Below are 26,335 nucleotides of genomic sequence, written 5' to 3' on the forward strand. Positions count from 1 at the left end.
AAATTTGGTTAAAGTTGTGCTAAAAATTGGTCTAACGCGGCTTGCCCCTTGGCATCGCGCTTGAAGACTCCCGCATCCGCCAAGACCCGGGCAAACGTGTCCCCAATCGCTTGGTGAACTACCGATTGCACGTTTTCCGGCGTGATGTCGTGCTGGGCCTTCAGGCTGTCCGCCCAAGGTTGGTGCATGGCCGCAATCTGGTTGGGTTGCCCAATCAGGTACTTTTCGACCTCGGCCATTTCCGGTTTCAGCCGTGCGGGTAAGATGGCCCGGCCCATGACTTCGATCAAGCCAATGTTTTCCTTCTTGATGTGTTGGACGTCCTGATGCGGGTGGAAGATGCCATCCGGATACTGAGCGGACGTCTGGTTGTCCCGTAAGACCAGGTCCAGCACGTAGTCGTCTCCGTCACGGTACGCAATCGGGGTGACCGTGTGGTGCCGCGTGCCGTTGGTGTAAGCCCGCACGTCGACGCTTTCGTCGGAGTAGGCCTTCCAACTATCCATGATCCTGACCGCCGCCGTGACCAGGGCTTCGGGGTGCGCGCCCCGTAACCGTAAGTCGGTCATCGGCCACTGAACGACCCCGGCCGTAACACCCGGTACGTTCAGGTCAAATTCGCGATCCAACGGTGCCTTCATCATTGAGAAGGTGTGCTTGCCGCCTTGATAGTGGTCGTGGCTCAACATCGAGCCCCCCACGATCGGTAAGTCGGCGTTACTGCCGACAAAGTAGGTCGGGAACTGCCGCACGATTTCCAACAAGTTGGTGATTCCGTGTTGGTCGACCTTCATCGGCCGGTGAACTTGGGACAAGAAGATGGCGTGTTCGGCGAAGTAGGCGTACGGCGAATACTGGAAGCCCCAGATTTCGCCGCCCAGCATCAACCGGATGATCCGGTGATTGCTGCGGGCCGGATAACCCAACCGGCCTAAGTAGCCTTCGTTGGTCATGCAGAGTTGGTCTAACGGGTAACCCGTCTTAGGTTGGTTCCGCGCGGCCGCAATGGCCTTGGGGTCCTTTTCCGGCTTCGACAGGTTAATGGTGATTTCTAAGGTGCCCGCCGGCGTGTCGGCGTCAAAGACCACGTTACGCGCAATGTTACGCGTCTTGATGTAGTCGTTGGCCCGACTCAACTGGTAGAACCAGTCGGTCGCCTTGGACGGACTTTCCTGGTAACGGTCCCAGAAGCCACGGTTCAGTGCGGATGGGAGCGGCGTCATCAGGTCCATCAGTTGGGCTTCTAAAATTTCACGCTCACTGGGCGTGTCATTAATTTTACCGTGCTCGATGGCCGTGTTAACCAGCGCCGCGACCAAATCAATTGGGTTGGCCGCCGTGGCCGCTTGGACCGCACCGTCACCAATCAACGCGTAGATGCGGTTTTCCACGTACTGGCGATCCAGTGCCGTGTAGGGCGACGGGGACGCCACGATGTCGTCTAAGAATAACTGTAAGGTATCTTGAGCCATTAGGCGTTCGCCCCCCGGTCAGCGTAGCCTTCGGGGTGGGATTGCTTCCAGTTCCAGGCCGTCCGGATGATGTCTTCCACGTTGTCGTATTGGGGTTGCCAGTTCAAGATGTCGCGGGCCTTGTCACTCGCCGCAATCAAGGTACTTGGGTCACCGGCACGCCGTGGGGCCATCTTGGCAGGGATTTCCTTGCCCGTGACCTTCCGTGCGGCTTCCAACATTTCTTTGTTGGAGAAACCGGTCGAAGAACCCAGGTTGAAGGCGTTGCTGTCGTGGCCGGCCTTCAGGTATTCCAAGGCCAGGATGTGGGCGTCGGCTAAATCGACCACGTGGACGTAATCCCGCACGTTGGTGCCATCCTTAGTTGGGTAATCGTCCCCGAAGATGGACAGTTCTTTCCGTTCGCCCGCAGCGACTTCCAAGATGATCGGGACTAAGTGGGTTTCGGGGTGGTGGTCTTCACCGATGCTGCCATCTGGCTTGGCCCCCGCCACGTTGAAGTACCGCAAAGCCACGAACTTGATGCCGTAAGCTTCGTCGGACCACTTCATGATCTTTTCCATCATCAACTTGCTTTCGCCGTACGGGTTGGTTGGCACTTGCGGGTCAGTTTCCTTGATGGGAATCTGCTTCGGTTCGCCGTAAGTGGCCGCCGTTGAGGAGAAGACGATGCGTTTAACGTTGTGTTTGTTCATGACTTCCAGTAAGGAAACCATGCCGGCCGTGTTGTTGTCGAAGTACTTCAACGGTTTCTTCATGGATTCAGGCACCACGGAGAAGGCGGCGAAGTGAATGATCCCTTCGATGTCTTCCTTATCAAAAACGTCGTTCAGGAAATCTTGGTCCCGCACGTCACCTTGGTAAAAGCGCGCCTTAGGGTTCACGGCTGCGCGGTGTCCCGTGACCAGGTTATCCACAACGGCCACGTCGTACCCCTTTTCAACCAATCGATCAACGGCATGGGAGCCGATGTAACCAGCACCACCTAAAACTAAAACTGTCATTGCGCATTTCCTCCTCAATCTGTCTTGTGTTCTTAAACTTGTATGATTTATCCGTCTGCCGGTCGGGCCTGGTGAGGCTGGAACGGGGTGGGCACGACTTTGAGCCCTAAACCCAGGTCTCAAAGTTCGGCCTTTGTGTAAGTCGGGAAAGCACCCCGACTAACACAAACGACACCCCTGAGCCCCACCAGGCCCTCCCTCACGACTACACTAGCGTTAATCGTAAAACCAGCGTGCCCGTGATATCAGTCCAGATATGGCTAATACTCTCGTTGGTCTTCGCCGTGTTTTTTTCTCGGGCCAGACCCAGTCCAAGCTTAAAGCCCCGCACTTTTCGCGAGGCTTCAAGTTAGCCAGTAACGAGTCCTGCTAAGGCTGACCGGTAAGGCGTCCGTTACCGCCTACTTCGTCAGTTCGTGGGAACCGTCAGCTAAGTGGGCGATGTAGAATTCGGCTGGGTGACCGATCTTCTCGTTGTAGGTGTCGCCAACCGCCTTTTCGAAGGCGTCCACGTTGCTTTCCTTCACGATGGCAATCGCACAGCCACCGAAGCCGGCACCGGTCATCCGGGCTCCCAGGACACCTGGTTGTTGCCAAGCGGTTTCAACCAGCGTATCCAGTTCCGTCCCGGTTACGGCAAAGTCGTAATGTAACGAGATGTGGGACGCGTTGACCAGGTTACCGAAAGTGGTCAAGTCGTTGTTTTGTAAGGCATCGAAGGCCCGCAACGTCCGTTGGTTTTCCACCACCGCGTGCCGTGCCCGCTTGATCAAGATGTCGTCGTTGATCAGGTAACTGTTTTCGTCGAACTGGTCGCCGTTTAGGTCACCTAACGTTTGAATGTCTAACTTGGTTTGCAGGCGCCGTAAAGCTTCTTCACATTGGGCCCGCCGTTCGTTGTACTTGGAATCGGTCAGTTCCCGGCGCTTCTTGGTGTTCATGATAACCACCACGTAGCCGTCCATCTTGACCGGTGCGTATTGGTACTTCAAGGTGTTGGTGTCCAGCAAGATGGCCTGGTCCTTTTTCCCCATGAAGACCGCAAATTGGTCCATGATCCCGGTGTTTAAGCCTAAGTAGTCGTTTTCGACTAACTGGCCGGCCTTAACCAGGTCCACCCGCGAGATGTCCTGACCGTAAGCATCCAAGAGGATTTGGGCCATCAACATTTCCACGGAAGCTGAGGACGATAAGCCAGAGCCATCGGGTAAGTTCCCGTGAACGTACAGGTCAAACCCTTGATCGATGGTCTTGCCCTGCTTGGCTAATTCGAACAGCATCCCCTTAAAGTACTTGGTCCAGTTATCGGCCTCGTTGTAGCTCAGATCGTCTAACGAAAATTCAATGGTGCCAGCCTTGGGCAGGTTGGCAGAAAACATCCGGACCGTCCGATCATCGCGCTTACTGAAGGCCCCATACGTCCCCAAGCTGATGGCAGCTGGGAAAACGTGGCCCCCGTTAAAGTCGGTGTATTCCCCGATCAGGTTAATCCGACCTGGGGAGAAGAAGACCCGTTGTGGTTCGGCGTTAAAAGTTTCTTTGTATTCTGATGCAAGGCTGGCATAATCCATGGCGATGAACTCCTTTAGAATTTTAGTAAACTTTTACTATAGTTTAACTATACTCAGTAAAAGTCTCGGTGTCAAACATAATTGAAGCGTTTTCAACAACATTTCAATAAAGGGGTCCCCGATCTGAGACCTGAGACCCCGTCGAACTGATTAGTCCCCGATCTTTTGACCAGCAGCCTTTTCAGCCTTTAATTTCTTTTCCAAATCTTCGACGATTTCCGCGTGACGCTTTTCGGACAACTTGATCTTGCCAAAGTAAACGATGGCGGCCAAGATAATCAGAATAATCGGAATGTAGAAGATGAACATCTTAAATTGTAACAATCCACTAGCTGAAATATCGGACGGCTTAGCGTTCCCGGTCATCCCAGATTGCAGAGCGGCTAACATTACCACCCCGTTGGCGAACGCACCGGCCAACTTATCGATCAGGGGCCGAACGGCTAAGGTCACGGATTCGTTCCGTGTCCCGTTCTTCCACTGACCATATTCCACACTGTCAGTAATGGTCATTAAGGCGGCCAAGAAGATCATTGGGTACGGGAAGAAGTAGAACGCCACCCCGACCAAGACCATCGTCACGTTGGTGCCAGCGAACAAGAAGATCAGGTAACCGACGACCATCAAGGCAATCCCGCCGACATACACCCCACGGCGCTTGATCAGGCTGACCAAGAATGGGAACAGCACGACGGAGATAATCCCTAAGATGGCGGTAATAACCCCGACCATACTGTAAGCGGCCGGCTTGCCAATAACGTAACGGAAGTAGTAGAGCAATAGGGAGTTGGTGATGACATACCCAAAGGCAAACAGGAAGTAGGAGAGCGCCAACCACATGAGTTGATCGTTTTCCCCAATGGCCTTGAAGACGTCGCGTAAACGGGTCTTTTCGGTGTTTTCCCGAATCAAGTTCTTTTGTTCCTTAGTCCCAAACGCAGCGGTCAAGGCCCCTAAGAAGGAAACCACGGCGATAACGGCGGCAAATCCTAACCAACCGGCGCGGGTCTGCGTTTGCCCGGTCGTGCCGGAGAACTTCTGACTGAAGAAGTAAACCAATGGCATAACCACGATGATGACCCCTTGGGCCCCTAACGTAGATCCGAAACGAGCGACCGTCCCGAATTTAGTCCGGGTCTTGGAATCAACACTCAACGCTGGCAACATGGACCACAACGAAATATCTTTGAAGGAATAAAAAATATCTAAGATAACAAACACGATGCCAAAGATAATCAGGTATAACATGTCGTTGTGATCGGCCAACCCACCAATACTGGTGAAGATGATCATCAAGGTAATGGAGCTGACCAGCCCACCACCAAGTAACCAGGGCTTGAACTTGCCCCAACGGGTCCGGGTGTTATCCACAACCCCACCGATCATCGGGTCAAAGGCGATTTCAATCAACCGAATAATCACCAGCATGGCACTAACGGCCCCAATCATTTGCGCGGAGTTCGCGTGGCCGGTGAACAGAACACTAGTAACGAAGATTGGGAAATAGGTACTTAACGTCGCGTAGAACGCATCGTGCCCAAACGCCCCAAATGCATAGGAAGCATACTGCTTAAATAAATTCATGGCTCTTTTTCACACCTTTCAAATTAATCACTTAAGTTAACGAACGAAACGTCTAGTGGTAACGACGTTCAATGATCTTGGACAACACGTCATCGCGCTTCTGGGCTTTCGCCATGTCGAACCGTGATTCCTCAAGATTGTTAAAATCTTGCGCCAGCAACATGGCTTCCAAGTACAGCGTCAATTGACGCTTGATGTACAACTTATTGGCTTCGTCGGGGTGCTGAGCGTTTCCTCCCAGGACTGCGGCCGCAAAAGCAGCTGGATCTAACGTGATTTTGTCGTTAGCCATTCAAAATACCCTCTTTCCGTTCATCATGAAGTTCGGTAAAGCTCATCAGTGAATTTTAAGTAAATGTAAGCGCTTTACGTTACTTATCTTAGGGCCTACGGGGCAAAGTTGCAACCTAAATCATTGTACACTGTTCAACATAAAAACCGTTATATTAGCGTTTTTATCAGGTTGCAACCGGTTGTAATTTTATGGTAAAAAATTTAGTAAACCCAATAAATGAAGGCACAAAAAAAGACCCGTCTAGCCCAATTAACAGGGTTAGCCGGATCAATTACTTTAGTTAATTATAGCGCCGTTCGATAAGTTTCATCAAAATATCGTCGCGTTGTTGCTCCTTGGCGTCGTTGAAGCGGGTCTGTTCCAACCCGTTAAAATCTTGCGCTAGGAGTGTGGCTTCCAGATAAAGGGTCAGTTGGCGCTTAATGTATAGCTTGTTCTCTTCGCCCTTTTTCTGTGCATTGCCCCCCAGCACCGCGGCCGCAAACTTCTCAGGATCTAACTTCATCTTATCTTTTGCCATCACAAAATCCCTCTTTCTCACCTTAGCTAACTAAGGACCCAATTAGCCGTTTTTACAACCTTTACGGTTACTTATCAGTCATCCAAAATGCATTATAGCAACTTGTGAAAAGTTTGGCAATATTGTAACCGCTACCGTTTTAAAAAGAAAAAGCGTTCCCGACAATCGTCGAGAACGCCAGTTAAATCAACGTTAATTGATAGACGCTACATAAGCCTTCAACGCTTGTTCGTACTTGCTTAAGCGTTGGTTGGCCGCAGCGGCCGTTTGATCGCTAGTACCAATGTAGAACTTGACCTTGGGCTCGGTTCCGGAAGGCCGGATGCAGATCCAAGTGCCATCGTGTAACCAGTACTTCAAGACGTTGGACTGTGGTAAATCGATGGCCGTGGTGGTCCCATCGGCCGCCGTCTTCACGCTGGTCTGGAAGTCCTCCACAGCATCAATGCCGGTACCGGCAAAATCGTGGGGCGCATTTTCGCGGAATTCACTCATCAGCTTGGCCCGTTGTGCGGAGCCGTCGACGCCCTGGAATTCCTCGAACGTGGTCTTTTCGGCGTAGTAGCCGTAGGTCGCGTAGAGTTCTTCGATCCCGTCGTACAGGGTCATCCCCCGTTGCTTGTAGTCCGCCGCCACTTCGGCCAGCAAGACCGTCGATTGGATGGCGTCCTTGTCCCGCACGAATGGCTTGATCAGGTAACCGTAACTTTCTTCGAATCCAAACAGGAAGGTGTGATCGTGGTTGGTTTCGTACTGGTGGATCTGTTCGGCGATAAACTTAAAGCCGGTCAGCACGTTTTTCATTTCCACGCCGTAAGCCGCCGCAATCTTGGTGGCTAACTCGGTTGACACGATTGACTTAACCACCCGACCGTCAACCGGCAGATCTCCAGCCGCCTTGCGCGCCTTCAAAATGTAGGCCAACAAGATTGACGCAATCTGGTTCCCGGTCAACAGTTGGTACTCCCCGTCGGGTTGCCGGACAGCGGCACCCAAACGGTCGGCATCGGGGTCGGTGGCCACTAAGAGATCGGCGCCCTCTTGTTTTCCTAACGCAATGGCCATGTCAAAGGCTTCCGGAAATTCGGGGTTCGGGAAGTCAACCGTCGGAAATTCGGGGTCGGCAATCGCCTGTTGAGGCACCATGGTAAAGTTCTCGAAACCGGCCTTCCGTAAGGCCCGTTCACCGATCACTTTCCCAGTTCCGTGCAGTGGTGTGTAGATCAACTTCATGGTCTTGCCGACCTTACTAATCAGGTCATGGTTGATGGTCACACTCGTCACGTTTTGCAAGTAAGGCTGGTCAACGTCTTCACCGATGATATGCAGCAACTTAGCCTGACGCAGCGCCTGTTCGTCGGCCACTTGGATGGCGAATACGTCGGTGGCGGACCGCACGAACTTAGTGATCATGTCCGAAGCCTTAGGCGGCATCTGCCCGCCATCTGGTCCGTAGATCTTGTACCCGTTGTACTGCTTGGGGTTGTGGCTGGCCGTGATCATGATTCCCATGGCCGTGTGCAGGTGCCGCACGGCAAAGGACAATTCCGGCGTTGGCCGTAAATCATCGAACACGAAGCTGGGAATCTGGTGAGCGCCCAAAACCCGGGCCGCTTCGTGAGCAAATTCAGTGGAATGGTACCGCGAATCAAAACTGATGGCGACCCCACGTTGTTTGGTGGCGTCGTCCAGGGTATCTAGATAACGGGCCACCCCCTCGGTTGCCTGGCGTACCGTGTAGACGTTCATCTGCCCGATACCGGGACCCATAACGCCCCGCATGCCGGCAGTCCCAAAACTCATCGGCGCACTAAAGGCGGCCTCTAGCGCCTGATTGTCGCCCGCCATAGCGTCCAGTTCACGCCGGACGTCCGGCAACATGGTGGGTTGTTTTTGCCAAACGGCATAGTTTTCTTGCCAACTCAAATCGAATCTCTCCTTTTGCTGATGACCTAGTTCCTCACCATAGCGTACTCGTTTTAACCAGTACTGACTAGTTGTCCGCCCATTATTTACGGACATATTGATAAGCAATCGTGTGCGTGACCGCTTGGTTCGCGGGTAACACGATGTCCCCAAAATTGTCGTGGTGAATGGCATCTGGTAAGTTCTGCGCTTCCAAAGCTAGGGCGTTGTAGTCGCGTTTCTCCGCTCTGGCTGGGTCCGTGGCGTTCGCCGTGAAGACCACTACCCCGTTTCTGTCGGAATAGATTTGGACTTCGCGGTGACCGGTGGTATCACCAACCGTAGCGATTGGGGCATCCCCCGGCTGAACCTCAAAGGCATCATCGTATTCGACACCGCCGGCTTGGGCCAATTGGGCTAGGCCATCCTTGATGGTCCGCGGCTTGCGGAAGTCGTAGCCGGTCCCGGCCACGGCAGCCTTCTCGCCGGTCGGAATCTTTTCATTATTTAAAATTAAACGCTTGTCGGCGTTCAAGGTCAACCATTGTTGATCCAGATCGTGTTGATCGTCAGTTACGTTAAAGTACGCGTGAATCGTGGGGTTAAACAGCGTTGCTGCATCACTTTGCCCCTTAAAGGTGATGGTCAACCGGTCGTTTTCATCCAGCGTATAGGTAATCGTTGTGGTGAGGTTTCCTGGGTACTGATCATCTTGCGGCGTTGAGGTATGGGTCAAAATCACACTGGCCCGGTCCCCGTCTTCTTGGGTCGTGGCGTCCCAGTTGATGTGCAGAAAGCCGTGGGGGCCCCCGTGGATGGCATTTTTGCCTTCAGTGGCTTCGATCTGGTAGGTCGTCCCGTCAATGTCAAAGGCCACCCCCTTGATCCGGCCGGCAACCCGGCCGAGCGCCTGGCAGAGGCAATAAGTATTGTTGTCGTAAGCCGCCAGGTTGTCCTGGTGGACGGCGAGTTGTTGACGTTGACCGTCTTCTAAGGCACTAAATTCTTGTAAGGTGGCCGCCCAGGTCAGAATCGCCGCGCGGGTCCCGTGTTGATTGGTCAAAACGTACTTGGTGACTTTTTGTTGGTGAAGTTCGCCAGCTATTTCTTGGGTAATTTGCATAAAACAGGCACCTCCAAAATTCTAAGAATACGGTTACATTGTATAATACTCGGCGTTTAAGTACCATTGTTTTTCGTGATTAAGTAAAATTTTACGCAAATTTACCTGACAAAAAGCCCCCGCTCACCGCGAGTCGCGGGAGCGGGGACTTTTTATAAATTAATAATCATTGATGTTACCGTACCCAAGTTGTATCCCGCCACCTGCAATCGCAATGGGCCAGGATCCTAAGATTCGGCAACACAACTGACCCTCAAAACTGTTTGAGTTGGGCCCGGATGATTTTCCAGGTTTCGGGGTCGTGCGTGTCGATGGTCGACGGGAAAAAGCGCTGGAGATCTTGTTGGATAAACTGTTCGTTGATGTGGAACCATTCGTCTTCGCTACTAGCGTCCTGAAATTGATTCAGGTAGTACGGATCGTCAATCTGGAGCAGCGTATGCAAAATTAAATCACGTTGTTCAGGGGTCACCATCGGTATCTCCTCCTCGGACTAATTGTTCATTAATTCGGCTAAGAGTTCACGCGCGGACTCGTTTAACTTGTCTTGGGACTTGTCGTTGCCTAAGTGGGTGTAGATTTCCCCAATGTAAACCTGTTCCTTGAAGAGTTCGGTAAAGACCGCGTCGATAATCGGTCGCGTCTGGGCCTGTTCTTGCACGGGGCCGAACGGGTTGGCGAAGAAGGTGGTACTCATCCCAACCTCATCGGTGGTTCCCAACGCCCGGCGTTTGCCGGCCACGAAGGTCTCCTCGGCCTGCTCGCGGTCCGTAAAGCGGTGAACCCCCACGGCATCGTCGTAATTGTTGGCGTAGACCCACATGTCGATGTGGTGATGGGCCACCACCCGATCCCAGGTGTTGGCCGGGATAATTACCCGCGCGTTGGACAGTTCGGGGTTCATGTAAATCCCGCGGTCCATGTTGTTAAAGGCGACTTCACTGCTCAGGTCGTCTAGGCGCACGAAGGCCCCGGTTTCGGTCCCCTGCGCGTAAATGCCCTTTCCTGGATCAAGTGTGAAGCTCCCCATGTCGTCGAAAATGGTTTCGATGTTGACAATCTGGTCATCGGCCACGTTCTGCAGCGCTTCGATGGATTCGGACTTACCCGCTCCGGAATCCCCGAAAAAGACCACCGTCTTGGTCTGACCGTTAGCGAAAGTAATCTTAACCATTGACCCGTGGATTGGCAACCGCTTTTGAGCAATCTGGTGCAAGTTATGCAGGGTCAAGCACATCTTCTTCATGTACCCAAAGTAGGTCGTTTGGTCATTGTATGGCACCTGACCCACGTAGATTTGATTTTCGGCGTCATAGAAGTAGTGCCCGTTTTCGGGATCCGCATCCCCCTGCGCACTCGGGGAGCCAAAGAGTAAGATCAGGTCCGGCTTCTGGTTCAAGACCTCCTGACGGTCGGCCAGCTGGAACAGGTTAGCCAAGGCCAAGCCCGATGCCATGTAGTCGCGGTGGAAGTAGATGTAGGCCAAGCTTTCCCCAATCTTTGCCGGGTAGCACAACCAGTCTTGCTTGGTCCCCGTGAAGTTCTTCAACGGGTTCTCGTGACTCGCCGTGAAGCGACCCTTACGCTTGTTACTCTTGGTGTGAAGCATCATCGGTGGCCGCAACATCAGGCGGTTCATGAAGCGGATATCCGTCAAGGCCTCATAACCGGCCGGTACCGGCCACTGAACCTGTTGCAACAACACACAGGCGCTGGTGGCCGCATTGGTCTGCCGGTAGACGTGGTTGGCGTGGCCCTTGAGTTTTTCTTCAATCGTCCGGTACAAGCGTAAGACCACGTCGTTAAACCGCTGGTCAATGGTCATGAATTCACTGGCCACCACGTGATTCTGTTGGGTGGTCATGGTCGCGACCCGCAGATACGACCGGTAGTATGAGTAGAGATCTTCAATGCTGGCCAGAATTTCTTTACGCGAGAATTGATCAAATGCGCGTGGTTGATCGGTCAAGACGTCTTTTAAGGTGTCAATATAGGTCTTGGGGTCCACCCGATCATAGGTGGTCTCGGGATCGGCATCGTCGGGAATCGAGTCTTGTTGCTCGGCCAAAAAGAGCTGCACGAAAGCGGCAAATTCGTCACTATTGATCAAATCAAAGGTGCTTGATAAGAAGCGAGCACTGTAGTTCAACACGGCCACGTTGCGGTCCGGGTTGGCGTAGAAGGTTTGTAAATCAATCGGTGCTGGTACTGGCATAGAAAAACCCCTCTCATAGTTGTCTCATCATTTGATTATGACAAGTTTAGCCTATTTCTCCGCCAGATGAAAGCCTTTCACCGGGCTTGATGCAAAATTAACCTGTCCCGGCCGCCCGCTATTTGATTAGTCATCAACCCAACCCCCGCTCCCCTCACTGCGTGGCCGGTTTCCCTTAAACTAGCGTATACTAGGTATAACTAATCACCAGGGAGGAACTTACTAATGAAAAGATGGTTACTAGGAAGTACTGCGCTACTCGTGGGACTGGGGTTACTGGGGAGCACCCCCGTTCAGGCGGCTAAATACACCGTCAAAATTGGCACGACTACGGCCTTCAAAGAATTCTTACACATTTCGCCGTACTATCGCACCACTAAGGCCGTCAAAGCTCAGATTGACACCAACCCTATCACCCGCACCAGCACTGCGGCAGCTACGCAAACGCTGACCATTCCCAAGGGAACCGTCCTGGCTGCCAACAACATCGCTAACCGTAAAGTTTATCAGATTGACGCGGCGCAATTGAGCTATGGCGTTTTAAAGCCCCTAATTAAGAAGGGCGTCGTCCCCACCGATCAATTCTACGGCAGAATCAAAGCCAGTGCCCACGCCCTAACCAAGGTGACTCGGCCCACCTATTTGCCGGCATACAGTTATGGGGATCTCTACCCCGGGAAAACCATTCAAGCCATTAATCACATTTTCGGTGAACAGGCCGGCCCCAAAGTCCTCCTGACCTCCGATGGTTACCTCGAACGTCACGTGGCCACCAACTCAAAGGCCAACCAATTTGTGCACTTACAGCTACGTCCCCAGAGCAGTGCCAAGATTCAAAAAACCATGGTCAAGGGGGCCACGCGCTACCTGTACTTCAAGACCAAGGTTGCGGGCATCTCCACTAAACACATCCGTTCAACGGGGAACTTTCGCTACCGTCTCACGCTAACCAACCGCCATCAGCCCATCTACCAACGGGGAAATTCGGATGATGACGGGGCCGGTAGTTTTTACAGTTTGTACCGTTTAGGCAAGCAAACCTATTTCACACCACTAGGTAACGACGGGTCCGGCGACTAATGCCCCCCTCTAAGTACCACCGCACCCCGAAACCACCGGCTCAGACGATTAATTAACAACTTTTTGGAGATGATCTTATCCGCAAACTAATACTCGGTCTGATGGCTGGCCTACTGGGCTGGGGACTCATGGGTGCTTCCAGCTCCGCACAAGCCGCCAGTGGCACCGTTAAAATCGGCAATACCTCGACCGATAAACTGTTCTTACACATCGCGCAACATTACCGCACGACCCGGACCACCAAGCTCCACGTGATGGTCACGTCCATTCACAGCCACCAAAGTGCCAAGACCAAAACGCTCACCCTCCCTAAGGGGGTGACGTTGGCCGCCAAACACGAAACTGGTGCTAACTATCGATTAGACGCTTCTCTGCTCAGCTATCGGCGGCTTAAGCCGTTGATCAGCCAGGGTTATATTCCCGTTTCGGGGGAGATGACCACCCTAAAGTCCCGCACGCTGGTCAAGGTCAAACGGCCAGCGTTTCTACCAACCTATAGCTATGGCAACCTCTATCCCGGTCACAGCCAGGCGGCCATTACCCGGGCGGCAGACAACCAGGAAGCTAACCGGATTCAACTGACTGCCGATGGTTACCTCGACCGTTATAAACCCAATCAGCAGGTACTAGCGACCGCTCGGCTACAGGTCACCCCCACGCTTCACGCGAAAATCCAGCAGACTAAGGTGACCAAGTCCGGGACGCGCTACTTGTACTTCAAAACTAAGCTTCCCGGGCTCACGACGAAACACGTCCGGCGAACGGGGGCGGCCCGCTACCGCCTCACGTTAACCAACAACCACCGTCCCATCCACAATCCAGGAAACAGTGATAACGATTTAGCCGGCTGGTTCTACAGCCGCTACACGCTCGGCGGTCACGCCTATTTCACCCCACTGGGCAACGATGGCCCCGGCGATTAAACCCAACAGTCAGTTAAAAAGCCTCCATTGAGCGCATCGGCGCCGAATGGAGGCTTTTTTAAGGTGGCAAATTACAAGTTTAATCCGAACAAGCCCGGAATCTTTCAATGGCAGTCTGTTGATGATGTATTTTTAATGGTCGTTGATTAATTAGTTCAAGTGCTGCTAGGATCTCATCAGTCGTTACTTGGCTAAAATTGGTCTTTTTCGGGAAGAACCAGCGTAACCGTCTATTAAAATATTCATTGGAACCTCGCTCCCATGGTGAATATGGATGGCAAAAATAAACTTTGATCTGATAATCCTGTTCTAAGGCCTGATAATTGGCAAACTCTTTACCATGATCAACAGTAATGGATTTTACTTGGGGACCGAAGGCCCCCATAAACTTGCCAAAGGCGGTGTTTAGAGCCTTAGCCGTTCTATTAGGGGCTTTGATGGCCCATAGAAGTCGGGTCTTACGTTCTACGAATGTAACCAGACATGATCGTGACTCACTTCGACTAGAAAGCACCGTATCTACTTCCCAATGACCAAAAGCTAACCGTTGATTAACAGTTGTTGGCCGTTGTTCGATGGAAGTCCCACTTGTAAATTTCCCACGATTTTCGCTCACTCGGTGCTGGCGGACATTCCGATTGGGTAGATCAGTCAATTTGAAGGGGAGCCAGCCACGATTAAGCCAATTATAAATTGACGCAGTGCTCAAGTTATAAGCGGCCGCAATGGTTTCTGGTGACCAGGTTAATCGTAAGTGATTGGTAATTAAAGTCGCTAATGCTGCCGTCAGCATCGAACGACGACCGCAATTCCGCCTTTTGCGATCTGCATCTTGCTGAGCTAATTCTGGATCATAAGGTTTAACCCGGTCCAACTCATAGCTAATCGTAGCTTTGGCGACGCCTAAGGCGTCAGCCATTACTTGGTAAGATTTATTCCCCTCATTGACCAGTTGTGCTAGTGCGCCACGTTGAAAACGTGATAAAGTAGATGTACCCAAAGTAATCACTCCCTATATTGGTTGGAATTAGCTACTACCATTGTAAGTGATTGCTTTGGGCTTTTTAATTTCTGTTCGGATTAATTATAGAATTTGCCAGGTTGTTTTCATTGAGTGACTGATTTGAGCCTCGTCACCACTGCGTTGCCGGGTCAACGCACTGCCGAACCAGCCTGGTAATGACCTGAAGCATCGGTTTAACCCTGTGCCTTAGTCTTGCGCCCATCCCGTAACATGGCCGCGAAGATGAAGCCCACGATAGAGACCACCAGGAAGGTCATAAAGACCGCCCGGTAGCCCGCCAAGTTGGCGTTAGCCGCCGTGGTCGTGGCCTTGTGACTGGCCGTGACCATGGCCAAGATTAACGTCGCCACAGCGACCCCGGTCGATCCCAGAATTTGCCGCACCGTGGTAATCACGGCGGTCCCGTGTGAAATCAGATTATCGGGTAACGAGTTAGCCCCCAACGTAACGGCGGGCATCATGACAAAGGCGTTGCCCCCTTCAATCAGGGCCGCAATCAGAATCATACTGAACAGGGGTTGTTTACCCGGCATTAGAACCAGCAAGGCCCAACCGACGACAATCATGCCCATCCCGGTCAACATGGTGCCCTTGAAGCCGATCTTATCGGCCAAGTGCCCGGTCACCGGATTTAAGAGGCTGAGCAAGACGGCCCCGGGAACTAGCGACATCCCAGAGGCGAACGGCGATAACCCCAGCACCGTTTGGTAATACAACGGAAAGATAATCGTCACCACGATCAGCGCGATGTAGGATGTCCCGGTCAACAAAACCGCCAAGTCGAAGTTAAAGGTCTTGAGCACCCGTAATTCCAGTAACGGCGTGTCAACGTGGAACTGCCGCCAAACGAAGAACGTGACCAGTAACAGACTAACGACCAACAGGGTGCCTTGCAGCCCCCAGTTGACGCCAGCCTTACCAATCTGGTTAACCACGTACAGAATCCCGATGAAGCCTAAGCTCCCCACGACGGACAGATAATCCAACCGTGACGTGTGCTGGGGCATGACGTCCTTAATGGTCTTGAGCGACAGGACGAAGACCACCGTAATAATCAGCATGAAGACCACGAAGAGCCCCTGCCAAGTCGTGTATTTTAAGACGATTCCGGAAATGATCGGACCCACGGCTAACGCGGACCCCATGACCAACCCGGCAAAGCCCATCACGCCACCCCGTTTATCTTCCGGCGTGATCCGTAACATCACGGTCTGATACGACGGGAACATCACCCCGACGGCCATGGCTTCCATCACCCGCCCCAGCATCATCATTGGAAAACTGGTGGCGAGGTAAATGATGAAGGTTCCCACATCGAATAAGGCCAGCATACTCATGAACAAAACCGGGAACCGTAGATTATTCAACAACCACGGACTGACCGGCATCATGACCACCATCACCAACATGAACCCGGTAGTCAACCACTGCACGGTCGACGCGGGAATGTTGAAGTAGTGCATCAATGTCGGATAGGCCGTCGATAGCGATGATTGACTGATGGACATGGTAAACGTCCCGGCCAACAACGTCCAAATGAACGCTAAATGATTGTACGGCCGCCCCTTCAAATCAATTGGTTGTGTCTCTGCCATCTTACCCACTCCTCTTTGCCTAGTTTAGAACTGTTCTTAACTATTCCATCGTAACCCTTTTCTTGATTTCTGTAAACTCGTAACCCCCGCCCGCGCCCCTAGTTCGGCCGGTGACTTAGCCCCCCTTCTTCCGATTATTTTCCTTGACCCCGTTGGGTTTTACCACCATTTCCATGTCGCGGTGGGGGGTGAACCTTCGCAAATTAAATTGCTAGCAATTTAATTTTTGACGAGTTAAACGTTCTGACCGCCAGCGGCACGATAAGTTACTTCTCCGGGCTTTTTTGGTACAATATAGTCTATTGGGAATAGAAATTATTCTGGTAAATTAAAGGAATTGAGGGCAAGCCATGGACTTAGTAAGTTATTTACACGATGAAATCAACTTTCTCACCGAACAAATGAATGAAGCAGAAAAGGATCATAACAGTTCCATGCGGTTCCTCTGCGATGCCCGGATCGAAGAGGCCAAGCACATCTTAAAGAAGATCGATGCTGGTGACATCACACAATTAACTAAAACCGAATAGAACAGCTAGCGAGGGCGAGACCACCATCTCGCCCTCGTTTTTCGCCGTTGGCTCCCGAACATCGTCCCAAGTTCGCCGAATTGCCAATTTGGGTGTAAATTAGAAGTGTCACTTAATTTAGAGGAGGTAACACGTTGATAACTATTAAATCAGCTCGTGAAATCGAAAAAATGCGTGAATCTGGTGCCGTTTTGGCCGGTGTCCATTTGGGCTTACGTCAGCTCATCAAGCCCGGCATCTCGAGTTGGGAAATCGAAGAATTTGCGAACAAGTACATCGAAGAACACGGCGCTAAACCGTCCGAAAAGGGCTTCGAGGGGTACAAGTACGCCACCTGTGTCAGCGTCAACGACGAAGTGGCCCACGCCATCCCGCGAAAGAACTTGATCTTAAAGAACGGCGACGTGGTCAAAGTTGATATGACCGTCAACCTGGACGGCTTCGAAAGCGATTCTTGCTGGGCCTACGCGGTTGGCGAGATTAGTGACGACGCCAAACGCCTGATGGCCGTGACGAAGAAAGCCCTATACCTGGGGATTGACCAGGCCGTAGTGGGCAACCGCATCGGGGATATCGGCCACGCTATTCAAGACTACGTCGAAACCCAAAACCACATGGGTGACGTGCGAGAATTGATTGGCCACGGGATTGGCCCAACCATGCACGAACAACCTAACGTCCCCCATTACGGCGAAGCGGGCCACGGCTTACGCTTGCGCGAGGGCATGACCATCACCATCGAACCCATGGTTAACTTGGGGACTTGGGAGATCAAATCCAAGCCCACGGCCGATAAATCCTGGGAATACTACGTTTCGGCCGACGGGTCACTATCCTGCCAGTACGAACACACCCTGGCCATCACCAAGGATGGTCCGAAGATCTTAACGTCCCAGGATCCCGAATTCGACGCCAAGTATCTCTAACAAGGAGGCGGCCACGATGGCGTTAACCAACCACACGTCCGAAAAAAGTGTCGCGCACCTGTTCAATCAGATTGCGCCCCAGTACGATCAGATGAATAGCATTATTAGCTTGGGCACCCACCGGCTTTGGCGCCAACGGGTCATGGACGCCATGCACGTGGCCCCGGGCGTTTCCGCCCTCGACCTGTGTTGTGGTACCGGTGACTGGACTATTTCATTAGCCCAAGCGGCGGGTCCCAGCGGCCAAGTGGTCGGTCTCGACCTAAGCTCTGAGATGCTAGCGGTCGCTCGCCAAAAGGTCGCTACGGCTCAGCTGCAAAGCCAAATTACGCTGAAGACCGGTGATGCCATGCACCTGCCCTACCCAGATAACTACTTCGACGTGGTCACCATCGGTTTCGGCTTGCGCAACGTCCCGGACGCCCAACGGGTTTTAAACGAAATGACGCGGGTAGTTAAGCCCGGCGGCCAGGTGGTCTGCTTAGAAACCTCACAGCCGACTAATCCGCTGGTTCACGCTGGCTGGCAAGTCTACTTCGGTCACTTAGTGCCATTGATGGGCCGGGTGGTGGCCCACCACTACCAAGCCTACCAGTACCTGCAGCGAACTACTCACGAGTTCGTGTCGGCTTCAACACTCGCCGCCATGTTCACCCAAGCCGGGTTGATTCAAGTTCACTTCACCCGGTTCAACCTGGGAGCGGCGGCCGTCCACTTCGGGGTGAAACCCCGGCCGGCCGACCGCCTGACCCGACTGCCCCGATCACTCATGCTTACTAAAACGCAAAGGTGTCCCTTGTTCCTGAATTAGGAACAAGGGACACCTTTGCGTTAAACGATTTCAATTGTCTTTAGCGGGCATTGTCGGTTGCGACCACTACCCTAGTCCAACGTCGCTTCGGCGTCGCGAATGAGCCCCAGCACATGCTGATTATCGTTCAGTCGCGCAAACGCCGCCGCATCATCTAGATCCTGCTGAATTACGGCACGATCGGCATGATGTTGCTGCCGATTAAGGGCCCGGCGGAGGATGATCCGAGCCAGATAAAAGGTCACGTGATACTGGGCACAGATTTTAACCCCGTAAGCTAACAGATCATCACTAGTCTCATAATCGCCCTGTTGACTGTAGAACTCGGCGGTGTAGTTAATGATATTTAGGGCCCGCCAAATACTATGGCGGGTCTTAAACGATAGCTTCCGGATTTCCCCGAACACCTTGTTAAAATAGAACTCTGCCCGTTTGGCGTCGTCGACTTGATTGTAGGCAATTCCCGTCCCCGTGTAGGCCAACATCGCATACATCGAGTGATGGCCCTCGTCTAACCGGTTCAAAATTTGCGAAAAGTCGTACAGCGCATCACTGACACTCCCGTGAGACAGGGCCGTCGCGTACCCCCGTAAAAAGTAATAACGTAATTGGAAGGTCACCGAATCGTTAGCGGGGTCGCCTAATTTTTCTAAGTCGGCGTGTACCATGGGGTACATCTCTTGCTGCAGGTGCGTTTCGGCCGATTCCAAAATCAATGCCCGCTTAGAATCACCACTCTGATTGACGGGGAATAGGTCGTCGAGGGTGAGTTCCAAGCGATCGCATAACTGTAACAAAATTTTTAACGACGGGACTTTCCCGTTACGTTCAAACTTACTTAAGGTCGCCTGCGTACAGATTCCCTGCGCCAATTGTTCTTGTGACAGGTGCATCCGCTTGCGGGTTTCAATGAAAATATCTACGTTCATATTGTCTTTTCCTCATCCCTTAAATGGTTTTGGACTTATACTTTCAGTGTACAAGATTACCAGTTGATTGCCAACCATGCTGGCCACGGTCCCAGTCCCGTTTACGACTCGCCGAGACAAATGGATTCCCCGCAACCGTGAACCGGAGGGGTTGGTCGTGCCAACTCCCCGCACTGACGCCGATTCGCGCCGAAGAGACGATTTGGCGGGGCAGCCGCGTGGCCGTCGGGGTAATGAACAGGTTATGCGCCCCCAGCATGGTCCGGTTCAACGCCTTGGTGTGAATGCCCAGCGCCGCCATCAGTTTCCCTGGTCCGTTGGTCACGTTCGGCACCGGTTTGTTTCGATGAATCTGCATTAATTCCAATCCCCGGTGCGGCTCGATTCCCCGAATCAAGATCCCTTGGGGCGTCCCCTGCGGCTGAGCGGCAACGTTCAGCATGTAGTATCCCCGCAAGACGTATATGTAAATGGTACCTGGCGCGTCGTACAATGCAGCGTTGGCCGCCGTATGCCGCCCTTTAAAGGCGTGAGCAGCAGTATCCTGTTCTCCCAGATAGGCCTCGGTTTCAACAATCCAGCCGCTCATCAGCCCCGCGCGCGTCTCATAGATCAGTTCGTGCCCCAATAGGTCGCGCGCAATCTCCGGGGTTGGTCGGCCCGTGTAAAAGTCTCCAATCGCTGCCATGGCTAACCTTCCTTCCAATTATCCAATTAATGTTGCCCCGCAATCAATTCCGCAACAAACCCGAGCTTAGTACAGTCCTCTGCCGGTCTACCTTCGCCTTTGCATCCCCCGTCGTAAACGGTAGAATAAGGACTAGGAGATGATGCTTTTATGGCACTAAAGTTAGAACGAATCTACACTAAGCCCGCCGATCTCAGCGGGTACCGCATCTTAGTCGACCGGTTATGGCCCCGCGGGATTTCCAAAGTTAACGCTCATTTGGACCACTGGGACAAAGAAATCGGCCCGTCCACCGAACTGCGTAAATGGTTCAACCACGACCCCGCCAAGTTTCCAGAATTTAAAACTCGCTACCTAGCCGAGCTGAACGCCAATCCGGCCTTACCCGCTTTCCTGCAGCAGTTGGCCACCCAACTCACCACGCAAGATGTCATCCTACTGTACGGAGCCAAGGACGAGACCCACAACCAAGCCGTGGTGCTTAAAGCCTTTCTGCAAGCTCAACTTGCGGGGCAAGTACCTGCCGCACGGCTGCAAGACTAAGCGCAGCCGTTCCTGGCAACATCGCCGCTACGGGGGCCAGCGGTGTCGCGTTGATGCCAATGGTCACACACCCAGCCGCACTCGCCGACTGCACCCCCGTCACGGTGTCCTCAAAGGCCACACACGCGGTAGGTGGCAGCCCTAAGAGCTCCGCCGCAGCATTCGTCGACGCTGAGGCCAGGGCTAACGGATAGCCGGCTCGTTGTAGTTCGGCGAGAAAGGCGGTCACTCCAGGCAACCGGTTCGCCGGGGTCATCGCGGCCACGAATTGCCGGTACAGGGCATTTTCATGCTCGGTCAGTTGCCGAAATTGCGCCGGGGTCAAGCTATTTTCCCGACCGCCGGAAGCCAGAATGGCCGTCAGCGAATCCTGGCGACTCATGCCAGGCAGCTGGGTCGCTAACGTCGTGGTCCAGGGAATGTCCAGTTCTTGTGCCACAGTTTGCCATGATTTTAGGTGGTACTGCCAAGAGTCCGCAATAACCCCGTGTAAATCAAACAAGAAACCATGAATGGTGATCATCGAAATTTCCCCTCGTCATGCCGGGTATTAATGGGTCTTATTATACACCTATTAAAATACGAAAAGCGCCAACGGCCTTCACCGCTGACGCTTTTTTTAAGTGACTTAATCTAATAGTTGTGTTACCGGATGACGATCACGGAGACGTCGGATTTGCGTGCTAAGCGTAACCCGATGGCTCCGGGATGGCCGTGACTAGCGAAATCCACGTCGGCGCCGCACACCACCAGATCCGGTTGAAAATCCGGAATGATCTGTTGGAGAATCACGTCGTCCACGTCGCCGCCTTCCGCCACAATGGGCCGCACGTTTTCAACGCCAAAATCCTTCGCCTTGGCCGCGTACCCTTTAACCACGTCTTGCAATTCCTGACGTTTCTGGTGAACCTTATCCGGCATCAACGATTCGTAGATACTAATATCGTCATTTTCCAACACCGACGTAATGCCGAGCTCCGCCCCGTAATCGCGGGCCATCGTCAGCGCAAATCGAAAAGCGCGGGCGGTCGACGGCCGATCATCTTCATCAATGGTCACCAAAATTCGGTGGAAGAACAACGGCCGGTAATTTTCGTCTGGCATAAAACCCCTCCTGGCGTCACAATCTCTGGTCTCATTATAACAAGCTTCATCGGAAACGCAACCGACGCCCTGGTTAAGGTAAAATTGCTGAGGTTAACAAAAACAGCAGTCCGAAAGTTGGCCCTCGGACTGCTGTTTGATTTTAATCTTTAAAACTAATCACTTACCGCGCGTGATCCGGCGACAAAATCATCGGTCCCCGAACGGCCCGTGGTAATTCGACGGTAATCCGCCGCATCACAACTGGCTTGGGTACCATAACCGGTTCGGTAACCTTCGCCGGTGCTGGCTTAGCCGTTAACATGTGCCAGATGGAATGAATCAGCAGCAGGCAGACGATCATCAGCGGGAAACCGGCAATCGTCGACACGGTTTGCACGGTCTTGAAGCCCCCGACCATCACAATCCCGAAGGAGAAGACGATGAAGACCACGACCCAGATCATCCGGTTCCAACGACTTGGTTGTTGCCCGTCGTCCAAGTGGAGACTGGTAAACGACGACACGATAAACGCCGACGACGAAATCGTGGTGGCCAAGAAGATGAAACACGAGATGCAGTACAGGGCCAAGACAATCATCTTAAACGGCAAGGTGGCAATCACCGTGGCAACCACGGCGGCTTGCCCCTGCGTATTTAAGATGTGGACCAAGTTCACTGCTCCGGTCCGTTGGAGCCACAGGGAGTAGCCCCCAAAGATGGCATAAAAGCTCATGCACCCTAGGGCCCCGTAAGTCAGCATGCCGACCAAGACCTGCTTAATCGTCCGGCCCTTGGAGATGCGGGCGATAAATAGTCCCATGACGGGCATGTAAGACAACCACCAGCCCCAGTAGAAGATGGTCTCCTGCTGAGCCGTGGAATCTCCCCCGTTGGGCAAGGTATTGGTGGACATGGAAATAAACTTTTGGGCCATTAAGCCCAAACTGTTGGTTTCGGAATTTAAGATGTAGACGGTCGGTCCAATGATCAAAATCAGAGCCAAGAGTCCTAAGGCCGTCCAGATGTGCGCGGCACTTAACCGGTCGATCCCCCCGTTTAACCCGTGGAAGACCGTGACGGCAAACAGAATAAACAGAATAATAAAGAGCTCAATCTTTAACGCCAGGTTATCTTGAACCCCGGTCAAACGACTCAAGACCTTCGAAATAATCGGAATTTCCATCCCGACGGAGGAACCAATGCCCCCCATGATCCCGAAGACCACTAAGAAGTCGATGACCTGCCGGGCAATCTTCTTGCCACGGCTGTCACCTTGCAGGCTAGTAATGGCGGCACTAACCCGTTGAACCTTACCGTGCTTAACGAATAAGACGTAGGCAATCGCGATGGTGGCCGGCGCAAACATCATCCACGCCATGGGGCCCCAGTTGAACTGACCGTACATGTGCGCTACCCCGTAGGCCGCCGTAGAGAACGGCTTCAACCCGAAGGCCGGGTGCTGTAAGTACCGTAAGGGGTCGACGATGGACAGCATCAAGATACTGGCATCGATCGCCGTGGCGAACACCATGCTCCCCCACTGAAAGCTACTGTAACGTGGCTTGTCGTCGGGGCCGCCTAATTTAACTTTCCCAAACTTTCCAAAGGCGAGATACATAAAGAATAAAAAGTTAATCGCATAGACCAACAGATAAGCCCACGACATCTGGGTATCAATCCAGTTGAGCAGTGAGCCCAACACCGCCTGCAGCCGATCCCCGCCCATGATGAAGATCACGGACGCAATGGCAAACAAGACAAACGTTGGCACGAACACTAACTTATCAATATTTTTTCGCGCTAAAATAAAAATCCTGCTACTGATGACTCAGTTTAAGTTCCAGAATTTCTTGCTTCGTCCTAGTTGGCACTGGTCAAATTGTATCCTGTACAACTGAGTGCCTAGTCCACAAGCGTAAATTCCCGGCTAGCAACCGGTACAGCGCTTTGTTGGCGGCGCATTGCCGCACAAAGTTTTCAGTATCTCTAGATTTTTAACGAAGCTTTGACGACACTTCGTTGGGCGCAGCGACGGGTTCACCATCACTGATAGAGTTTTTGCACGTTCAGCCTAGTTTCGCTAGGTTAAAATCAGTAGCAGATTTTCCTTCCTTCTTCGGTCTGGCCTGCAGTGCAAGATACTGATGAGAAGCCTCTTAACTAAAATTAGTGCCTACGGGAACTGATCTGGGGTCACCGAGCCGTCTGACGCACCACGGCGTCGCAAGTTGAGGCCTCACGATTGGCAAAACGCCAATGAGTTGGTCATCCGGGCAGAACTGCCAATGACCCCCGGGATCACTTCCCAGCCAATCTTCGGTAATCTTAAATGATAACCGCATTCGAAACGTTGCTGGTTAAAAAACCAGCAGATGTTTAGTTGAATTTAGAAATCATCAATTACCTCCTCATAATTAGCCTGAACCACCATTGTTCAGAGCGTTACTTCCCAAGATACACAAAAAGCGCCGAACCGGGTCGTCCCACGAGTCCGACGCTAAGCGCCTAAACAGCCGCTCCGACTGCATTCCTGTGAAGCAATATCCACGTTTTATTATACGCGGACGGCATGATTAGTAAAACGGCACAACTGGTTTCCGCCATTTTCGGGCAAAGAAAACGATTTCAGTGCCTATCATGATACGAATCTAAGAATTTGATGAGAATTTAAGTTGCCCGCTATCGTTTAGTCGGCAACTAAAAAGCATTGGGCCACTGGGCTTTAGCGGCTGCGTCCCCCGTTGCCCCGTTATCGATTTCTTTAATCACCCGGGCCGGGTTGCCGGCAATCACCACGTCATCGCCAAATGACTTAGTCACCACGGATCCGGCGCCGACGACCACGTTATTGCCCAGCGTGACCCCGGGGAGAATCGTGACCCGGCCACCTAACCAAGCGTTATCGCCAATGGTGATGGGCGCCCCCATCTCCACGTCGGCCACCCGGGCCATTGCGTTTAAGGGGTGCACGGGGGTGTACAAACCGATGTTGGGGCCAAAGTAACAGTGTTCTCCGATGGTAATGGGACAGGTATCCAGGAAGGTCATGTCGTAGTTACCGTAGAAGTGGTCACCGATATGAATGTTCCACCCATAGTCGAACTTAAAACCCGCTTCCACGAAGAAGTCGTCGCCGGTATCGGTAATCAATTGCCGGTACCCCTGATTGCGTGCGTCGTTGTCATCTAACTGGTTAACGGCCCGTAACTGCTTACGCGCAGCCGTCCGCCGTGCAATCAGCTCGTGATCGAATTGGTTATACGGCTGACCCGCCGTCATCTTTTCCCGTTCTGTTGCCATAATCTAACATCACTCCTCTTGGGGCCATCATACCACTTTCCCCCGCCCTGCCGAAGTGGACCGTTAGTGAACGGCCCCTTAGACTAGTACCCGTGCAATGTTCTCCGCGGTACGTGCGAGGTTGTCGGCCCCCGTCTGCATCGCCGTGGGTAGGGTGACGACTCCCGGTAAGATGCCAAAAATCGCATCGATGCCGAGCCCGTACAACTGGTCAATCCCGGCACCCACGTTGCCCGCTAAGCCGATAACTTTGGCTTCGGGACTCACCGCTTTAACCGCCTGTGCCGTTCCCATCGGGGTTTTCCCGTACTGGGTCTGAAAATCGATGGCCCCTTCGCCGGTAAACACGTAATCGGCTTGCCGGGCTCGTTCCTTGAGATGCGTTTCGCGTACCACAATCTCCACGCCCCGTTCCATTTCGGCCGGCGTAAAGGCCAGTAATCCCGCACCAAGGCCCCCCGCTGCTCCCGCACCCGGGAAGGCGGCCAGGTCACGACCGACCGTGCGTTTAATCACCGCCGCATAGTGTGTTAAATTCTGATCCAGCGTCGCCACCATCGCCGGTGTGGCCCCCTTCTGTGGTCCGAAAACCACGGCGGCACCCGTCTGGCCCACTAACGGATTCGTGACATCCGACGCAATGTGGATCTTAGTTTGGGCCACTAGTGGATCAATTCCCGTCAGGTCGATGGTCTGCAGGTCGGCTAAGCCACCGCCACCCCGCTTAATCGGTTGACCCTGGGCGTCTAAGAACCGCACGCCTAGCGCTTCGGCCATCCCTTGACCACCATCCGTAGTGGCGCTCCCACCAATTCCGATGATAATTTCTCGAGCCCCCTGGTGCATGGCATCAAGCATCAGTTGTCCCGTCCCATAGGTCGTCGTTCGTAACGGATTCTTAGTCTGCTCATTAACAAACTGAATGCCACTCGCCGCAGCCATTTCAATCACCGCGGTGGCCTGATCGCCTAAGAAGCCGTAGGTCGCCTCCACGACCTGGCCCAACGGATTCAGCACCTGAGCCGTCGCAAAATGACCGTGGGTCGCATCCACCAACGACTGAACCGTGCCTTCGCCCCCGTCAGCCATCGGAACCAACTCGTAATCGGCCGTGGGAAAGACCCGTTTTAGACCCGTTTCAATCGCCTGAGCCGCCTGTTGGGCGGTCAGGCTTCCCTTAAATGAATCTGGTGCAATCACAAATTTCATGG

General features: G+C 52.8%; 25 protein-coding genes. 6 read left to right on the plus strand and 19 right to left on the minus strand.

The genetic code is table 11. The annotated features are described in order from the left end of the window. Window positions 1-8: 8 nt before the first annotated feature. From RI501_RS10680 to RI501_RS10725, 10 genes are all read right to left on the minus strand, one after another. Window positions 9-1,472 carry a UDP-glucose--hexose-1-phosphate uridylyltransferase gene (locus RI501_RS10680; protein WP_313822441.1) on the minus strand — a complete coding sequence of 488 codons (1,464 nt, stop codon included), beginning with the start codon at window positions 1,470-1,472 and terminating at the stop codon, window positions 9-11. Continuing rightward, window positions 1,472-2,476, minus strand: a complete 1,005-nt coding sequence (gene galE, locus RI501_RS10685) for a UDP-glucose 4-epimerase GalE (RefSeq protein WP_313822443.1) — start codon at window positions 2,474-2,476, stop codon at window positions 1,472-1,474. The genes RI501_RS10680 and galE overlap by 1 nt, the downstream gene beginning before the upstream one ends. A gap of 401 nt (window positions 2,477-2,877) precedes the next feature. After that, window positions 2,878-4,047 (minus strand): galactokinase, encoded by a 1,170-nt coding sequence (locus RI501_RS10690; RefSeq protein ID WP_313822445.1) that lies wholly within the window; start codon window positions 4,045-4,047, stop codon window positions 2,878-2,880. Between the two features lie 150 nt (window positions 4,048-4,197). After that, complete coding sequence (locus tag RI501_RS10695) at window positions 4,198-5,631, minus strand: glycoside-pentoside-hexuronide (GPH):cation symporter (protein WP_313822447.1); 1,434 nt, start codon at window positions 5,629-5,631, stop codon at window positions 4,198-4,200. 52 nt (window positions 5,632-5,683) lie between these two features. After that, the gene (locus RI501_RS10700) at window positions 5,684-5,923 is read right to left on the minus strand and encodes a hypothetical protein (protein ID WP_313822449.1); all 240 of its coding nucleotides are present in this window, start codon (window positions 5,921-5,923) and stop codon (window positions 5,684-5,686) included. 283 nt (window positions 5,924-6,206) lie between these two features. Then, complete coding sequence (locus RI501_RS10705; RefSeq protein WP_313822451.1) at window positions 6,207-6,446, minus strand: hypothetical protein; 240 nt, start codon at window positions 6,444-6,446, stop codon at window positions 6,207-6,209. 192 nt (window positions 6,447-6,638) lie between these two features. Beyond that, window positions 6,639-8,372 carry a phospho-sugar mutase gene (locus RI501_RS10710; protein ID WP_313822453.1) on the minus strand — a complete coding sequence of 578 codons (1,734 nt, stop codon included), beginning with the start codon at window positions 8,370-8,372 and terminating at the stop codon, window positions 6,639-6,641. Between the two features lie 82 nt (window positions 8,373-8,454). After that, window positions 8,455-9,474, minus strand: a complete 1,020-nt coding sequence (locus tag RI501_RS10715) for an aldose epimerase family protein (protein ID WP_313822455.1) — start codon at window positions 9,472-9,474, stop codon at window positions 8,455-8,457. A 253-nt stretch (window positions 9,475-9,727) separates the two neighbouring features. Next, entirely contained in the window at window positions 9,728-9,949 is a 222-nt protein-coding gene (locus tag RI501_RS10720; protein ID WP_313822457.1) for a hypothetical protein, read from the minus strand. 18 nt (window positions 9,950-9,967) lie between these two features. Continuing rightward, on the minus strand, window positions 9,968-11,689 hold the full coding sequence (locus RI501_RS10725; RefSeq protein WP_313822459.1) for a phosphoenolpyruvate carboxykinase (ATP): 1,722 nt from the start codon (window positions 11,687-11,689) through the stop codon (window positions 9,968-9,970). A 225-nt stretch (window positions 11,690-11,914) separates the two neighbouring features. Between RI501_RS10725 and RI501_RS10730 the strand changes: the two genes are divergently transcribed. Both RI501_RS10730 and RI501_RS10735 read left to right on the plus strand, forming a co-directional pair. Next, window positions 11,915-12,769 carry a hypothetical protein gene (locus RI501_RS10730; protein ID WP_313822461.1) on the plus strand — a complete coding sequence of 285 codons (855 nt, stop codon included), beginning with the start codon at window positions 11,915-11,917 and terminating at the stop codon, window positions 12,767-12,769. A 128-nt stretch (window positions 12,770-12,897) separates the two neighbouring features. After that, window positions 12,898-13,692, plus strand: a complete 795-nt coding sequence (locus RI501_RS10735) for a hypothetical protein (RefSeq protein WP_313822463.1) — start codon at window positions 12,898-12,900, stop codon at window positions 13,690-13,692. 79 nt (window positions 13,693-13,771) lie between these two features. Here the strand turns inward: RI501_RS10735 and RI501_RS10740 are convergent, their stop codons facing one another. Both RI501_RS10740 and RI501_RS10745 read right to left on the minus strand, forming a co-directional pair. After that, window positions 13,772-14,692, minus strand: a complete 921-nt coding sequence (locus tag RI501_RS10740) for an IS30-like element ISLsa1 family transposase (protein WP_011373852.1) — start codon at window positions 14,690-14,692, stop codon at window positions 13,772-13,774. Window positions 14,693-14,889: 197 nt separating this feature from the next. Continuing rightward, entirely contained in the window at window positions 14,890-16,311 is a 1,422-nt protein-coding gene (locus RI501_RS10745) for an MFS transporter (protein WP_313822465.1), read from the minus strand. Between the two features lie 350 nt (window positions 16,312-16,661). Here RI501_RS10745 and RI501_RS10750 point away from each other — a divergent pair, with 350 nt between their 5' ends. The 3 genes from RI501_RS10750 (at window position 16,662) to RI501_RS10760 (ending at window position 18,578) form a co-directional block, all read left to right on the plus strand. Then, the gene (locus tag RI501_RS10750) at window positions 16,662-16,841 is read left to right on the plus strand and encodes a hypothetical protein (protein ID WP_313822466.1); all 180 of its coding nucleotides are present in this window, start codon (window positions 16,662-16,664) and stop codon (window positions 16,839-16,841) included. 134 nt (window positions 16,842-16,975) lie between these two features. Continuing rightward, entirely contained in the window at window positions 16,976-17,767 is a 792-nt protein-coding gene (map, locus tag RI501_RS10755) for a type I methionyl aminopeptidase (protein WP_313822468.1), read from the plus strand. A 16-nt stretch (window positions 17,768-17,783) separates the two neighbouring features. Beyond that, entirely contained in the window at window positions 17,784-18,578 is a 795-nt protein-coding gene (locus RI501_RS10760) for a demethylmenaquinone methyltransferase (RefSeq protein WP_313822470.1), read from the plus strand. Window positions 18,579-18,649: 71 nt separating this feature from the next. Here the strand turns inward: RI501_RS10760 and RI501_RS10765 are convergent, their stop codons facing one another. Continuing rightward, complete coding sequence (locus tag RI501_RS10765) at window positions 18,650-19,507, minus strand: helix-turn-helix transcriptional regulator (RefSeq protein WP_313822472.1); 858 nt, start codon at window positions 19,505-19,507, stop codon at window positions 18,650-18,652. A gap of 43 nt (window positions 19,508-19,550) precedes the next feature. Beyond that, entirely contained in the window at window positions 19,551-20,195 is a 645-nt protein-coding gene (locus tag RI501_RS10770) for a DNA-3-methyladenine glycosylase (protein ID WP_313822474.1), read from the minus strand. A gap of 150 nt (window positions 20,196-20,345) precedes the next feature. Between RI501_RS10770 and RI501_RS10775 the strand changes: the two genes are divergently transcribed. After that, window positions 20,346-20,738, plus strand: a complete 393-nt coding sequence (locus tag RI501_RS10775) for a DUF488 domain-containing protein (RefSeq protein ID WP_313822476.1) — start codon at window positions 20,346-20,348, stop codon at window positions 20,736-20,738. On the opposite strand, the gene RI501_RS10780 is transcribed toward RI501_RS10775, so the two are convergent. The 5 genes from RI501_RS10780 to RI501_RS10800 all read right to left on the minus strand — a co-directional run bounded on the left by RI501_RS10780 (window position 20,677) and on the right by RI501_RS10800 (window position 26,333). Beyond that, a complete protein-coding gene (locus RI501_RS10780; RefSeq protein WP_313822478.1) occupies window positions 20,677-21,261 on the minus strand; it encodes an HAD family hydrolase in 585 nt (194 codons plus the stop codon). The genes RI501_RS10775 and RI501_RS10780 overlap by 62 nt on opposite strands. 122 nt (window positions 21,262-21,383) lie before the next feature. Next, complete coding sequence (locus RI501_RS10785) at window positions 21,384-21,842, minus strand: universal stress protein (RefSeq protein ID WP_313822480.1); 459 nt, start codon at window positions 21,840-21,842, stop codon at window positions 21,384-21,386. Window positions 21,843-22,005: 163 nt separating this feature from the next. Then, a complete protein-coding gene (locus tag RI501_RS10790; protein WP_313822482.1) occupies window positions 22,006-23,595 on the minus strand; it encodes a BCCT family transporter in 1,590 nt (529 codons plus the stop codon). Between the two features lie 926 nt (window positions 23,596-24,521). After that, window positions 24,522-25,127, minus strand: coding sequence for a sugar O-acetyltransferase (locus RI501_RS10795; protein ID WP_313823225.1), 606 nt, complete (start codon window positions 25,125-25,127; stop codon window positions 24,522-24,524). Window positions 25,128-25,202: 75 nt separating this feature from the next. Continuing rightward, window positions 25,203-26,333, minus strand: a complete 1,131-nt coding sequence (locus RI501_RS10800) for a glycerate kinase family protein (RefSeq protein ID WP_313822484.1) — start codon at window positions 26,331-26,333, stop codon at window positions 25,203-25,205. Window positions 26,334-26,335: the final 2 nt, after the last annotated feature.

Source organism: Levilactobacillus zymae (assembly GCF_032190635.1).
GTDB lineage: Bacteria > Bacillota > Bacilli > Lactobacillales > Lactobacillaceae > Levilactobacillus > Levilactobacillus zymae_A.

Bases quoted from the DNA above. Each gene is read 5' to 3' on its own strand.
- RI501_RS10680 (WP_313822441.1), bottom strand. From the start codon at position 1,472: ATGGCTCAAGATACCTTACAGTTATTCTTAGACGACATCGTGGCGTCC.
- galE (WP_313822443.1), bottom strand. From the start codon at position 2,476: ATGACAGTTTTAGTTTTAGGTGGTGCTGGTTACATCGGCTCCCATGCC.
- RI501_RS10690 (WP_313822445.1), bottom strand. From the start codon at position 4,047: ATGGATTATGCCAGCCTTGCATCAGAATACAAAGAAACTTTTAACGCC.
- RI501_RS10695 (WP_313822447.1), bottom strand. From the start codon at position 5,631: ATGAATTTATTTAAGCAGTATGCTTCCTATGCATTTGGGGCGTTTGGG.
- RI501_RS10700 (WP_313822449.1), bottom strand. From the start codon at position 5,923: ATGGCTAACGACAAAATCACGTTAGATCCAGCTGCTTTTGCGGCCGCA.
- RI501_RS10705 (WP_313822451.1), bottom strand. From the start codon at position 6,446: ATGGCAAAAGATAAGATGAAGTTAGATCCTGAGAAGTTTGCGGCCGCG.
- RI501_RS10715 (WP_313822455.1), bottom strand. From the start codon at position 9,474: ATGCAAATTACCCAAGAAATAGCTGGCGAACTTCACCAACAAAAAGTC.
- RI501_RS10720 (WP_313822457.1), bottom strand. From the start codon at position 9,949: ATGGTGACCCCTGAACAACGTGATTTAATTTTGCATACGCTGCTCCAG.
- RI501_RS10725 (WP_313822459.1), bottom strand. From the start codon at position 11,689: ATGCCAGTACCAGCACCGATTGATTTACAAACCTTCTACGCCAACCCG.
- RI501_RS10730 (WP_313822461.1), top strand. From the start codon at position 11,915: ATGAAAAGATGGTTACTAGGAAGTACTGCGCTACTCGTGGGACTGGGG.
- RI501_RS10735 (WP_313822463.1), top strand. From the start codon at position 12,898: ATGGGTGCTTCCAGCTCCGCACAAGCCGCCAGTGGCACCGTTAAAATC.
- RI501_RS10745 (WP_313822465.1), bottom strand. From the start codon at position 16,311: ATGGCAGAGACACAACCAATTGATTTGAAGGGGCGGCCGTACAATCAT.
- RI501_RS10750 (WP_313822466.1), top strand. From the start codon at position 16,662: ATGGACTTAGTAAGTTATTTACACGATGAAATCAACTTTCTCACCGAA.
- RI501_RS10760 (WP_313822470.1), top strand. From the start codon at position 17,784: ATGGCGTTAACCAACCACACGTCCGAAAAAAGTGTCGCGCACCTGTTC.
- RI501_RS10765 (WP_313822472.1), bottom strand. From the start codon at position 19,507: ATGAACGTAGATATTTTCATTGAAACCCGCAAGCGGATGCACCTGTCA.
- RI501_RS10770 (WP_313822474.1), bottom strand. From the start codon at position 20,195: ATGGCAGCGATTGGAGACTTTTACACGGGCCGACCAACCCCGGAGATT.
- RI501_RS10775 (WP_313822476.1), top strand. From the start codon at position 20,346: ATGGCACTAAAGTTAGAACGAATCTACACTAAGCCCGCCGATCTCAGC.
- RI501_RS10780 (WP_313822478.1), bottom strand. From the start codon at position 21,261: ATGATCACCATTCATGGTTTCTTGTTTGATTTACACGGGGTTATTGCG.
- RI501_RS10785 (WP_313822480.1), bottom strand. From the start codon at position 21,842: ATGCCAGACGAAAATTACCGGCCGTTGTTCTTCCACCGAATTTTGGTG.
- RI501_RS10800 (WP_313822484.1), bottom strand. From the start codon at position 26,333: ATGAAATTTGTGATTGCACCAGATTCATTTAAGGGAAGCCTGACCGCC.